At 66.3% G+C, this 12,800-nt stretch carries 11 protein-coding genes; 9 read left to right on the forward strand and 2 right to left on the reverse strand.

The genetic code is table 11. The features are described from left to right. Positions 1-18 precede the first annotated feature (18 nt). From dksA to AC3DEZ_RS17375, 9 genes are all read left to right on the forward strand, one after another. Positions 19-1,074, forward strand: coding sequence for an RNA polymerase-binding protein DksA (gene dksA, locus AC3DEZ_RS17335; protein ID WP_488389460.1), 1,056 nt, complete (start codon positions 19-21; stop codon positions 1,072-1,074). Between the two features lie 79 nt (positions 1,075-1,153). Next, entirely contained in the window at positions 1,154-1,603 is a 450-nt protein-coding gene (locus AC3DEZ_RS17340; protein WP_488389347.1) for a nucleoside deaminase, read from the forward strand. A gap of 234 nt (positions 1,604-1,837) precedes the next feature. Beyond that, complete coding sequence (locus AC3DEZ_RS17345; RefSeq protein WP_488389348.1) at positions 1,838-2,410, forward strand: RNA polymerase sigma factor; 573 nt, start codon at positions 1,838-1,840, stop codon at positions 2,408-2,410. A gap of 43 nt (positions 2,411-2,453) precedes the next feature. Next, positions 2,454-3,524, forward strand: a complete 1,071-nt coding sequence (locus AC3DEZ_RS17350; RefSeq protein ID WP_488389349.1) for a FecR family protein — start codon at positions 2,454-2,456, stop codon at positions 3,522-3,524. Positions 3,525-3,783: 259 nt separating this feature from the next. Beyond that, positions 3,784-7,182 carry a TonB-dependent receptor gene (locus AC3DEZ_RS17355; protein WP_488389350.1) on the forward strand — a complete coding sequence of 1,133 codons (3,399 nt, stop codon included), beginning with the start codon at positions 3,784-3,786 and terminating at the stop codon, positions 7,180-7,182. 175 nt (positions 7,183-7,357) lie between these two features. After that, positions 7,358-7,936, forward strand: a complete 579-nt coding sequence (locus tag AC3DEZ_RS17360; RefSeq protein WP_488389351.1) for a hypothetical protein — start codon at positions 7,358-7,360, stop codon at positions 7,934-7,936. Positions 7,937-8,093: 157 nt separating this feature from the next. Beyond that, positions 8,094-9,008, forward strand: coding sequence for a hypothetical protein (locus AC3DEZ_RS17365; RefSeq protein ID WP_447102587.1), 915 nt, complete (start codon positions 8,094-8,096; stop codon positions 9,006-9,008). A gap of 103 nt (positions 9,009-9,111) precedes the next feature. Further along, positions 9,112-10,056 (forward strand): hypothetical protein, encoded by a 945-nt coding sequence (locus tag AC3DEZ_RS17370; RefSeq protein WP_488389352.1) that lies wholly within the window; start codon positions 9,112-9,114, stop codon positions 10,054-10,056. 52 nt (positions 10,057-10,108) lie between these two features. Then, a complete protein-coding gene (locus tag AC3DEZ_RS17375) occupies positions 10,109-11,074 on the forward strand; it encodes a hypothetical protein (RefSeq protein ID WP_488389353.1) in 966 nt (321 codons plus the stop codon). Between the two features lie 22 nt (positions 11,075-11,096). Here AC3DEZ_RS17375 and AC3DEZ_RS17380 read toward each other — a convergent pair whose 3' ends face one another. Together AC3DEZ_RS17380 and AC3DEZ_RS17385 are read right to left on the reverse strand one after the other, a co-directional pair. Further along, positions 11,097-12,338: an MFS transporter gene (locus AC3DEZ_RS17380; protein ID WP_488389354.1), complete on the reverse strand. Its 1,242-nt coding sequence runs from the start codon at positions 12,336-12,338 to the stop codon at positions 11,097-11,099. After that, positions 12,335-12,772: a SufE family protein gene (locus AC3DEZ_RS17385; RefSeq protein WP_488389355.1), complete on the reverse strand. Its 438-nt coding sequence runs from the start codon at positions 12,770-12,772 to the stop codon at positions 12,335-12,337. Before AC3DEZ_RS17385 ends, AC3DEZ_RS17380 begins: the two co-directional genes overlap by 4 nt. Positions 12,773-12,800: the final 28 nt, after the last annotated feature.

Consider the following 12,800-nt stretch of genomic DNA (forward strand, 5'->3'; position numbering starts at 1 on the left):
AACAAGGAAGCGCTGTTCGTGGCTGCTAAGAAACCTGCAAAGAAGGCCGCCAAGGCCGCCAAGAAAACCGCCAAGCCCGTCGCCAAGAAGCCTGTCGTGAAGAAGGCTGTCGCCAAGAAACCGGCTGCCAAGCCGGTGGCCAAGAAGGCGGCCCCCAAGCCTGTTGCCAAGAAAGCCGTGGCCAAGAAGCCGGCCGCCAAGCCGGCACCGAAGAAGGCCGCGCCCAAGCCTGCTGCCGTCAAGGCGAAGCCGGCGACGGCCAAACCGGCCGCCAAGCCGGTGGCGAAGAAGGCAGTGGCCAAGAAGATCGCTCCCGTCGCAGCACCGAAGACCAAATCCGCACCGAAGCCCGCCCCCAAGCCGGTTCCGGCCAAGACTGCTCCCCCGAAGGCCCCCGCGCCGCGTTCGACCGCACCTGCCGCACCCCGGCAGGAAGCCAAGTCCGCACCTGCGCCGGTGGCCAAGGCTCCATCCCCCGCAAAGCCAGTGCCCGCACCGAAATCAACCAGCAAGACCGCCAATCCCGCCCCCGTGACCAGCAAGCCCGCCATCGCGCCCCGTTCCACCGGCAAGGTAGCCGTGGCCGTGGCCGCCAAGCCGCAGGCCCCCGTCGTCCGGGAAAAATTCAAGGTGGTGCCGTACAAGACCGACGACGCCACCGGTCGTCCGATCATTCCCGAAGGCTACAAGCCGTCGGTGGACGAGGAGTACATGAGTCCGCTCCAGCTCGAGTATTTCCGCCAGCGCCTGCTGCAGTGGCGCACGGATCTGGTCGAGGAATCCAAGCAGACCATCGAGAACCTGAAGGACGAGGTCCGCGACATCGGCGATGAAGCCGAACGCGCCACCCGTGAAACCGAGAACTCGCTGGAACTGCGTACCCGCGACCGCTACCGCAAGCTGATCGGCAAGATCGACAGCACGCTCAAGCGCCTGGACGCCGGTGACTACGGTTACTGCGTCGACACCGGTGAGGAAATCGGCCTGGAGCGCCTGGAAGCGCGCCTGACCGCCGAGCGCACCATCGACGCGCAGGAACGCTGGGAACACATGCAGAAGCAGCAGGGCGACTGATTCGCGTCGGCTGTTGGAAACCCGGCAAACCCCGCCCAGGCGGGGTTTGCTTTTTCTGGAACGCGCGACGGGAGGCGACATGGACCACGAACATTTCATGCGCGAGGCGCTGGCCCTGGCGCGCGCCAACATCGCGGAGGGCGGACGCCCGTTCGGGGCCGTGCTGGTCCGGGAAGGGGAAGTGATCGCCCGCGCCGGCAACGGCATCCATCGCGACCATGATCCCACCGCGCACGCCGAACTGCTGGCGATCCGCGAGGCCAGCCGGCGGCTGGGAACCCCGCGCCTGGAGGGCTGCGTCGTCTACGCCAGCGGCCATCCGTGCCCGATGTGCCTGGCGGCGATGCACCTGTGCGGCATCCGGGAAGCCTGGTTCGCCTATTCGAACGAGGAGGGCGAGCCCTACGGGCTGTCCACCGGCGCGATCTACCAGGAGATGGCGCGGGCGCCGACCGCGCACCCCAGCCTGCGCCTGGCCGCGCTGCGTCCGGCCGGTGAATCGGGCCTCTATAAAGAGTGGCGGCGGTAAGGCGGGGCCGTCTGCCCAAGCCGTCCGCGGGGCCGCGAACGGCAATCCCCGGGCGGCGCCGTCATCAGCCATCAAGCTCCCGGAATATTGCGTTGCAACGTGCGCCGGTTGGCGGACTGCGCCTAGAGTCTCGGCACGTACCCGACCGTATGCAGCGTCCCGGCAGGGCTTGAGTGGCCTGGCGAGCGGTCGGAATTTCCTTCCGTTGGACGATCGCCAGACAGGGGATTGCCGGTGTCCGATCCTTCGCCTTTCGCCCAGGGCAGCCCCCGCGCCGACGGGGGCAACGACGGACGCGACGAGTTGCTGCATGCCATTTCGCTCCGTTACCGGGCGCCCTTGCGCGGCTTCTTCGCCAAGCGGGTCCGGGACGCCAGCGAACTCGACGATCTGACCCAGGAAGTGTTCCTGCACCTGCTGCGGCGTGCCCGCGGCGGCGCCATCGAGCATGTGGAGCAGTACGTGTTCCAGGTCGCGGCCAATGTCCTGCGCGACTGGGCCCGTCGGCGCAAGGTCCGGGCGATGGATGTCCAGGAGTCGTTCGACGAGGATCTTCACCAGCCCGCTACGGATATTTCGCCGGAGCGCGTCTTACTGGGGGAGGAGGCGGTCCGGGTGATGACCGCCGTCCTGCGGAGCCTGCCCGAAAGGACCCGCGACGTTTTCGTGCTGCGGACAATGGAAAAGCGAAAATACACTGAAATCTCGGTCATGCTGGGCATCTCCGTCCGGGCGGCCGAGAAGCACATGGCCAAGGCGCTGGCCCGGTTGGGCGGTGCGCTGGGCGAGACCCCGGCGAGTGAATGATCTCGCTGGACAGGGAAACATCAGAGGCTGACGAAACGCATTCATGAACCCGCGGACTCCTCCAACCAGCTGGACGATGGACTTCTCGGCGGACGACGCCGACGAAGCGGCCGCGCGCTGGAGCGAGATCCTGCGTGACGCGCCCGATCAGCCGCGCCTGCGCGAGGCTTTCGAGGCCTGGTGCGCGCGCTCGCCGGAGAACGGGGCGGCCTGGCGGCGCATCGAGGCCGCGAATCATTGGGTGCGTGCGCTGTCGGACTCGCCGGAACTGCAATCGCTGCGCCGGGAGACGCTTGCGCGCGTCGCCGAGGGCAGGTTGCGCGCCTCGCGGCGATGGCGGCGGTTGTCGATCGCCGCCTCGGTATTGCTGCTGGTCGGCGTCGGCTTCATCGCGTTGAGGCCGGAGGCGACGCGTCGGATGTTTTCCGGCGCGGGCGATACGCTGGCCGGCAATGTCTACCAGACCGGCGTGGGCCAGCGCAGCGTGGTGACGATGGATGATGGTTCGGTGGTGACCCTCAACACCGACAGCCGGCTGTCCGTTCACTATCGCGGCGATCTGCGCGCGGTGACCCTTGAACGCGGGCAGGCGCTGTTCAAGGTCGCCAAGGATCGTTCGCGACCGTTCGTGGTCACCGCGGGTGGAAAGCGGGTCACCGCGCTGGGCACGGAGTTCGACGTGCGGGTCGGTGAACGCCTGTTCGAAGTCACCCTGCTGGAAGGGCGCGTGGGTGTTTCGCCGGAGCATGTTGGTGCGTCATCATCGGCGGACGCCGCGACGACGCTGGCGGAACTGCATCCGGGACAACAGTTCGTCGCTACCGGCGGTTCACGGCCGTTGGTGCGCGTTGCGGATGTCGGCCGCGTGGTCAGTTGGCGCGACGGCCAGATCGTGTTCGAGAACGAACGGCTGGATGCCGCGATCGCCGAGATGAACCGCTATTCGCGGAGGAAAGTGGTGCTGGGCGATCCGCAGCTGGCTTCGTTGAAGATCAGCGGCGCGTTCAACGCCGGCGACACGCATACCTTCGTCGAGGCATTGACGAGTTATTTTCCGATCCAGCGCGATCCGCGCGAGGACGAACGCGTGGTGCTTGAATCGCGATCCCGGTGATCGCGCGCGCATTCCGGGTGCCGTCGCGCACGCGGAATGATCCGGAATGACGCGGCGGCGGAACGATGGTTCTTGCTGCGTCGCAAAACAGTCCTCATGAGTCCAGTATTCCGGCCGATGATCTTTTTTTCCGATCATGGTTCGGGTTTCGCGCGGGTGCGCGTCTGTATGGAAGCGCGTCGCCATCACGCCGCGGTCGCGTTACTGGAAAACTCGGGGAGGAAGCATGGGAGTCCGTTCGTCTCGATTCGCAAAGCACGTGCTCAGGCCGTGTGCCCTGGCACTGGCCCTGTCGCCGATACTCGCGGCGCAGGCGCGCGACGGAGCGGATCCGCCCGCGCGGTTCGAGATACCCCAACAGACCCTCAGTGCCTCCCTGTCCGACTATGCGCGTCAGAGCGGCAAGCAATTGCTGTATTCGCCCGAACTGGCGGTGGGAAGAAGCGGGCGCGCGGTCGTCGGCAGCAAGGCACCGACGCAGGCGCTGGAGGAACTGCTCGAAGGCACCGGACTCACCTATACGGTCAGTCCCTCGGGGGCCATCCTGATCAGGGATCCCGCGCAGGCCGCCCGCGAAGCGGCGGCGAAGCGGGACAAGCCGGGCGGGCCGCAGGGAAACGGACAGGAGGTCGCCGCCCTGCAGTCGGCGACGACCTCCGGGATCGTGGCCCAGCAGACTGCAAGCGAAGCCGGGACAAGGACTGCTGAGGGACGCGCCGAAACCACGCTGGATACCCTCGTGGTCACCGCGCAGAAGAAGGTGGAGAACATCCAGAAGGTTCCCATCGCCATCAGCGCGTTCAGTGGCGACGACCTCAACGACCGCAAGATAGAGACCGGTGGCGACCTGGTCACCGCGACGCCCAACGTCACCTTCTCCAAGACCAATTTCGCCAGCTACAACTTCCAGATCCGCGGCATCGGCACGCAGGCGCTATCGGTGACCACCGATCCAGCGGTCGCGGTCAGCTTCAACAGCACCCCGATGATCCGCAACCGTCTGTTCGAGCAGGAATACCTGGACGTGGAGCGGGTCGAAGTGCTGCGCGGACCGCAGGGAACGCTGTACGGACGCAACGCCACCGCCGGCGTGGTCAACATGATCCCGAACCTGGCCGACCCGGAAGCGTTCGATGCCAGCGTCAAGACCGAGCTGGGCAACTTCGACTCGCGCCGGATCAACGCGATGGTCAACGTCCCGCTGAGCGAAACCTTCGCCTTCCGCGTGGCCGCGCAGTACACCAAGCGTGATGGCTACGATCACAACACGGTCACCAACAAGGATGTCAATGACCGTGATCTGATGACCACGCGCCTGTCGGCGACCATCCGGCCCAGCGATCGGTTCAGCGCCAGCCTGGCATGGGAGCATTTCCAGGAAGACGACATGCGGGCGCGGACCGGGAAGCAGATCTGCCACAACGATCCGGGGCCGGCGACCATCGGTGGCTACGAGCCGACCTTCGGCAATGCGCGCAATTACCTGAGCCAGTCCTGCAAGGACGGCTCGCTTTACGGCAACGACGCGTTCGGCGTGCCCAACGCCGCGAGCCTGCCCTACATCCTGGGTGCGTCGCCGGTGAGTCTCGGCCTGCTGGTGGACGAGAACGGATTCCCGATTGGCGGGCTGCCGCTGCTTCCGCTCGGCGTGGATCCCTATGCCGGGCTACGGCAATCGACCGACCTGCGTGAAATCGCCACGACCTATGATCCCCGTTTCGAGGCGAAGAACGATGTCGTGCAGATCAACCTCGATTTCGGCCTGACCGATCAGCTGAGTCTGGTATCGCAGACGTTGTACACGCGTGATCGTTACTACTCCACCCAGGACTACGGAAGGTTCCAATCCAATCCGATTTTCAACGACAGCGACGACGCCCTGCAGTTCCTGCCGGACTTCACTCTGGGACCGGCTTATCCGGCAACGCCGGGCGGCATCTTCTGCGACCCGCAACTGGGTTGTTCGAACCGACTGCTGAATGTCGACCTGGTCGATTCCTACAGCACGCAGTGGTCGCAGGAGTTCCGCCTGCAATCGGCGTTCGATGGCAAGTTCAATTTCAGCGTGGGCGCCAACTACCTGGAATACGAGGTCGACGAAAGCTATTACGTATTCAGCAACATGTTCAGTGCGTTGGCGCAGTTGTTCTTCAACGGCAACGGCGGCGGCACGGCGCCGGGGAATTGCCCTGCGGGAACCGCGACACGGTTCGACCCGAATCAGGGCATCGACGTGCCCTGCGTATACATCGACCCCAATCCGCTGCGTTCCATCAATGGGCAGGGACACAATTACTTCCGCAGCCGCAATGTCGCCAAGACGCGGTCGGCGGCGCTCTTCGGTGAAGGCTACTGGCAGCTGTCCGATACGCTGCGGCTGACCGCCGGTGTGCGCATCACCCGGGACCGCAAGACGACCACGCCGTATCTGAGCCAGACGCTGCTGGGCGATTCGACGGTGGGCGGCAATTCCTCCTTGTTCGGTGGCTACACCGGCTACGGCTATCCGGCGGGTGCGGACATCCGCCAGACCTGGACCGAACCGACCGGACGGCTGGTGCTGGACTGGTCTCCGGATCTGTCTTTCACCGACAGCACCCTGGTCTACGCCTCCCTGTCGCGTGGCTACAAGGCCGGCGGCACCAATTCACCCGGCGTGGGCGCCAATCCGGAGGCGCTCAGTTTCGAGCAGCGCAATCCCGCCTTCCGGCCGGAATACGTCAACGCGTTCGAGGTCGGCACCAAGAATGTGCTGGCGGGCGGGCAGCTGATGTTCAACGCCACGGCCTTCTACAACGACTACAAGGACTACCAGGTCTCGCAGATCCAGGACCGTGCCACTCTCAACGAGAACTTCGACGCGCGCACCTGGGGCGCGGAGTTCGAACTGGTGTGGAAGCCGACCGATGCCTTCCAGATCAGCGGCAACGTGGGCCTGCTGCGCAGCCGGATCGGCGCCAACCAGTACTCGATTGACGTGATGGACCGGACGGCGGGCAATCCCGAATGGACCACCGTGCGCCCGTGGATGCAACTGGCGTCGAACTGCATCGCGCCGACCGCGTTGGTATCGATGGCGCTGGAGAACTACTTCGCGGATCCGTTCAACCAGATGTACAGCAATGCGGGCTTCCTCAACAGCTTCTGCACCGTCAACTACTACACGGCGATGGGCGGGTTCACGGCGGATCGCGGTTTCAATGGTGGCCCCGGGCCGTACGCCTATCTGTTGAACGGCGCCTACTACAACCCGGAAACCGACGCGCCCAATGGCGGTGCCGGCTTCGCCAAGAACGTCGGCGGCAATGAATTGCCGAATGCGCCGCACATCACCGTCAGCCTGAGCCCGCAGTACACCTTCCTGCTGGCGGACAGCGAGCTGACCCTGCGCGCGGATCTCTATTACCAGGGCAAGAGCTGGGCGCGGATCTACCAGGATCGCATCGACCGGCTCAGGGAGTGGGGCAACGTCAACCTTTCATTGACCTGGTACAAGCCCGCCACCGATTTGACCGTGCAGTTGTACGTGAAGAACGCGCTGGACGAGGAAGCCATCACCGGCACCTTCCTCAACAGCGACGATACCGGGCTGACTTCCAACGTATTCATCCAGGACCCACGCATCATCGGTCTGAGCATTCGCAAGGGATTCTTCTGAATCAAGCGCCGGCCTGTCGACAGGCCGGCAGGAAACTTCCAGCGGGAACGTCGTGCGGCGACGAGGCCATCTTTGCATTCCGATCGCGCGGCGTGTCCGACCACAAAAGAAGAAAAACCATTTGGGTGCGTCCGCATTCAAATACACCAGCAACCCTCCATCGGAGAAAGGCACCATGTCAAAGTTCAAGGTAAGCTTGCTTGCAGCCATGTCCGCCGTTGCGATGTTCGGCGCCGCATCGGCATCCGCCGCCACCTTCCAGGTCCTGACCGGGAGCACCTGGGGCGATGGCACCACCCATTTCGTGGGCACCACCACGGCCTCCTACTTCGGTAACAACCTGCCGTGTTCCTCGGCGGATTTCACCGTGGTGGTGAGTGGCGGCGTCGCCAGCATCACCGCGGTCAGTTTCGGTGGCAGCGCCGCCTGCGCGGCGATCGTGCCGCGCGGCCTGCCGTGGAAGGTCAGCGTCACCGCGACCAGCGGTTCCGGCGCCACCCTCACCATCGGCGATACCGCCAGCACGACGACGACGGCCGGCGGCGTGAACGTGTTCATTCCCGCGCCGCTCAATGCGAACTGCCCGAGCCTTGGCGGACGTGTGCCGTTGCCCAACGTGGCGCTGACCAATGGTTCGTCCACCACGGCCGCGAGCATCCAGTTCAGCGGAACGCTGGGCGGCTGCGCCGTCGCTTCGACCGCTCCCACCCATCTGCGTACCACCGGCCATCCGGCGGCGCGGGTGATTCCGTGATCTAGCGCGTTCACTGCCAGGGGGCTGCCCAGGGGCGATGCCGTCCGTGGCGCGCCCCTCCCGCCACGGTCACACGCATCGAGGCAGCCCCCTGCGCATTTCCTTCATTCCCTCGTCGATCCGGATGCGAACCGGATCGCCCATGCCGGAGTTCACCATGTCGAAAGCCTCGTTTCCCCTCGTGCTCGCCACGGTGCTGGCGGGCCTAGCCGCCACCCCCGCCGCCGACGCCGGGACGCCCTCGGGCCCATATGCGATGTTCAAGTACTGTCCGTATACCAATCCCGCGGTGGGCTCCTGCGTGATCAACACCACCCACTCGGGCGTGTTCGTCATCGGCAACACCACCTTGCCGATCGACAAGCCCATCGTGCTGCAGGGCGGGGTGGAGAACCTGGGACCGTCGCCGCTGTACCAGGCGGTCGGCGCGCCGACGCTCTCATCGCCGCCGGCCAAGGTGCCGGGCGGTCTGCTGGGCATCATGAACCCCGCGCCCAACTGGCCCGGTCCGCTGTGGACCGCGTTCTGGGCGATCGTGGCCACCGTCAACGACGTGACCGCCACCATGGAGCCGGTGGCGCCCGCCCAGACCAACTTCGGCAACGCGCTGTTTCCGCCGACCGACGGCAGCGATCCCACCGCGGCCCAACTGGCGGTGCGGGTGCGCCTGCAGAACCCGTTCCTGGGCAACAACTGCTACATCGGTTCGCCGCAGAATCCGATCCTGATCAAGCTGCAGACCGGCACCACCCAGCCGCCAGCGCCAAACCAGCCGATCGCGGGCAGCCCCGGCACCGTGGAGACGATCATCACCGACGAAGAAAACTTCATCGGTTATCTGCAGGTGACCGACGCCGCCTTCGTCGACAACTCGTTTGCGGTCCCGGCCGCGACCGGGTGCGGCAACATCGCACTTGGCCTGCCGATCCTCACGCCCATTCTGCAATCGCTGGTCTCCGGTGCGGTCAACCTGAAAGTCGGCCTGCCGTCGGCCGCCGGCAAGAACACCGCGATACTCAACAGCGATGCCTCCATCGCGGCGGCGGCCTTCGTGCTGGGGAGCGAGCAGTAAACGGATGCGCGGCGTGAAACGCCGGCAGGGCAGGACGCCAGTACCAGGGAACGGTGGCGGAGGGCGGCCAGGGATGGCCGCCCTGCGCGTATCCTGCTGAGCCATGCGCAAGATCCACATCATCGTCCCTCTGATCCTGCTGGCGCTTGCGGGCGCCTATTGGCTGGGACGTTCGCAGCCGCGTTCACCGTCGAACGGCGCGGATGCGATGGACGCCGACACACCCGCGTCCGCGGGGCAGGGAGGAGCAGGTGCGGATCTGTCGACCGTGCCGGGCGGCGGTCGCGCAAGGGGGTACTTCGCCGACCTCCTGGCACGCGCGGACGCCGGCGACCTCACCGCATCCACCCGCCTGTACCGCGGCCTGAGCCTGTGCCATCGCCTGCGTGCGATGGACTGGAGCAACGCGATGCTGGCCAACGAGCTGCTGGAGGCAGAGACCCGGGACATGACGCCGACGCAACTGGAGGGCTACCGGGCGCAGCTCGATGGTATCGAATCGCGCAAGCAGAACGCACAGCGGATGAACGAACGGTGCGCGGACACGGACGCGGCGATGATGGACGCGCTGGTGCCGAGCCTGCGGCGCGCCGCCCAGCTCGGAGAATCCCGCGCGCGTGCCTGCTATCTGGCGATGGGGCCGGGCTTGGACAATCGGGCGCTGGCCCGGCATCCCGAATGGATTGATCAGTTCCGCGGCAGTGTTCCCGGCTTGATCGACGCCGGCATGGCGGCTGGCGACTGGACGGTCGTGAACATCCTGCGCAACGCCTATCAACCGGATGCGGAAGGATTGCTTGCCGGCGTGCTGGGTTCGGATCCCGCGCGGCATTTCCGCTATCTCAAGCTGTATCGCCTGGGCGCGGGTTCGGGTGATGTTGCCGCGCTGGACCGGCAACTGGCGGTGGCTGAGGCACGCCTGTCGCCGGAGCAACGTTCCGAAGCCGAGGAGTGGGCGGAAAGCACCTTTCGCCGGGATTTCCATGGACGATCCTCGGTCGGTGCGCCCGGCCTGGATCGGGATCCCTGCGTGTTCCCGTACGAATGAGAGCGGCGCATGATCGGAACGAGCAGGCATGGCTGAGGGAGTGGGACGGAAGATGAAGCGAAAGCACCTGATCATGGCCTGCACCGCGTGGGTCGCGGTCGCCGGCGTCTACGCGCTCGGTCGCTGGAGCGCGACGTCGGCAGTCTCTTCCCGTGCGGCCGAAGCACGCGACGCGGGCATGCCGCAAACCGACGCCCTGCCGTCGGGTTCAGCCGCACCGGCGACGCGGCGGATCAGGGGAGGCCCATTGCCACCGCCCACGGCGCCGTTGGGGACGACCTTCGCCGATCTGCAGGCGCGCGCGAATGCGGGCGACGCGGACGCCGCGCGGCGACTGGTCCATGATCTGGATCGCTGCGGACGCCTGCGCGCCGCGGAGTGGAACAACGCCGGCACCACCAATACGCTGCTCGAACGCAAGACCGAAGGCATGAACGCGGCCCAGCTTCGCACCTACCAGGCGTTGCTGGATGCGATGGAGGTGCGCCAGCAGGCCGCGGACAAGAACCGGGAACTGTGCGGCGGCGTGGATGACAAGATGCTCGATACGCTGGTGGCGAACATCGCCCAGGCCGCGCGGCTCGGTGACGCCGACGCACGCGCCTGTTATCTCGGCCAGGGGCCGCTGTACAACGTGCGCAGCCTGCTCGAACACCCGGGCGTGCTGCAGGGTTATCGCCGCGACGCCACCGCGATGATCGAGAGCGGCGTCGCCGCGGGCGATTGGCGGGTGGTCGACCTGCTGCAGCGGGCGTACGAACCGGGCGCACAGGGATTGCTGGCCGGCATGCTGGGCTCCGACCCGGCGCAGCACTATCGCTATCTGAAACTCTATCGACTGGGCGCGGAACCCCATCGCGCCAGCCAGCTCGACCGCCAGATCGCCGCGGTCGCGGCCAGCCTGCCGCCGGAACAGCGCTACGAAGCCGACCGCTGGGCGCAGACGGCCTTCAAGGATAATTTCAATGGCCCCTCGACCACCACGACGCCGCAAGGGTGGGATGCCTGCACGTTCTGAACGGCAACAGGCGGCCGGCGGGTCAGTGCAGGTCCTTGAGGTCCAGGCGGCGCAACCGTGGCGCGCGCCAGGCGGTGGTGGCGACCACCGCGAGGATCGCGCAGCCGCCGAGCAGCACCGCCGGAATCAATCCCAGCACGCGCGCCATGGTGCCGGCATAAAAAGCGCCCAGTTCATTGGATGAACTGATGAAGATGCCGTTGATCGAGGATACCCGGCCACGCATCTCGTCCGGCGTGGACAACTGCAGGATGGTCGAGCGCACGACCACCGACACGCCGTCGCACATGCCGTAGGCCAGCAGGATCAGCGCCGACAGCCAGAAACTGCGCGAGAGCCCGAACGCGATCACGCACAGACCGAATCCGGCCACCGCGAACATCAGCACGCGGCCCGCGTGCTGCTGCAGGGGATGGCGTGCCAGCCACAGGCCGACGCAGACCGAGCCCAGCGCCGGTGCCGCGCGCAGGATGCCCAGGCCTTCCGGTCCGTGCTGGAGGATGTCGTGGATGAAGGCCGGCAACATCGCCACCACGCCGCCCAGCAGCACCGAGAACATGTCCAGCGCCATCGCGCCCAGCATGATCTGGTTGCCCCAGACGAATCGCGCGCCCTGGGCGATGCTCGCGAAGATCGGCAGGCTGGTTTCCGGTGGTCCGGGTTCCTCCACCCGCAGCCGCGCGAGCACGCCGCCCGCCAGCACCGCCAGTATCGCGGCGACGCCATAGGACAGGGCTTTGCCGCCGAAACCGACCAGCAGCCCGCCGATGGCGGGGCCGGTGACCATCGCCGCCTGGAAGATCACCGTTCCCAGGCTCGCGCCGCGGACGAACTCCTCACGTGCCAACACCTTGGCGAACAGGGCGTTGTAGATCGGGCTGAGGAACGAACGGGCCATGCCAGTCAGGGCGATGGCGGCATAGATCGGCCACAGCCGCGTGGTCGGCAGCCATCCGGCCGCCGCCAGCACCAGGATCACCGCGGTCAGGGTCAGTGCCGCGCAGGCCGCCACACCCAGCTTGCGCCGGGGCAGGTGGTCGACCAGATAGCCGGCGAATGGCGCGACGCAGAAAAAAGGCAGCACCTCGGCCAGGCCGATCAGGCCGAGCGAGAATGGATTGCGGGTGAGTTCGTAGATGTGCCAGCCGACCGTCACCGCGACGATCTGGTAGGACAGCAATGCCAGGATGCGGTAGGCCAGTACCGTGGTGAACCCGCGATTGCGCAGCAGCGCCCTGACCGGGGAGGCGTCCGGCGCGCTCACCGGGCCGCCGTGGCAGTCTCGCGGATGAAGGCCAGCAAGGAGGCCAGGCCGTTGCTGCGGGTGGGCGAGAGATGCTTGGCCAGGCCGATGTCGGCGATGTAATCCGCCTCGGTGGCCAGGATTTCGGCCGCCGGCCGTCCCGAATACACGCGCAGGGCCAGGAAGATCAGGCCCGACACGATGGCCGAATCACTGACGGCACGGAAACTCAGCCGGCCGGCATCTCCCTGCGGCACGATCCAGACCAGCGACTGGCAGCCGAGCAGGCGATGCTCCTCGGTCTTCCATTCTTCCGGGAACGGCGGCAGCTTGCGGCCCAGGTCGATCAGGTACTGGTAGCGTTCGGCCCAGTCGCCGAAGAACGCGAATTCGTCCTTGATGGCCTGCTGGGCCTCGGCGGCGGTGGGTTCGAGCGGGAAGACGGTGTCGGTCATGGCGGTTCGGGATGCGCCCTTCCGGGGA

This window comes from Pseudoxanthomonas sp. 134C1, from assembly GCF_057773065.1.

Coding starts and splice junctions, on each gene's coding strand:
- AC3DEZ_RS17375 (WP_488389353.1), top strand. CDS start 10,109: ATGAAGCGAAAGCACCTGATCATGGCCTGCACCGCGTGGGTCGCGGTC.
- AC3DEZ_RS17360 (WP_488389351.1), top strand. CDS start 7,358: ATGTCAAAGTTCAAGGTAAGCTTGCTTGCAGCCATGTCCGCCGTTGCG.
- AC3DEZ_RS17350 (WP_488389349.1), top strand. CDS start 2,454: ATGAACCCGCGGACTCCTCCAACCAGCTGGACGATGGACTTCTCGGCG.
- AC3DEZ_RS17370 (WP_488389352.1), top strand. CDS start 9,112: ATGCGCAAGATCCACATCATCGTCCCTCTGATCCTGCTGGCGCTTGCG.
- AC3DEZ_RS17340 (WP_488389347.1), top strand. CDS start 1,154: ATGGACCACGAACATTTCATGCGCGAGGCGCTGGCCCTGGCGCGCGCC.
- AC3DEZ_RS17365 (WP_447102587.1), top strand. CDS start 8,094: ATGTCGAAAGCCTCGTTTCCCCTCGTGCTCGCCACGGTGCTGGCGGGC.
- AC3DEZ_RS17385 (WP_488389355.1), bottom strand. CDS start 12,772: ATGACCGACACCGTCTTCCCGCTCGAACCCACCGCCGCCGAGGCCCAG.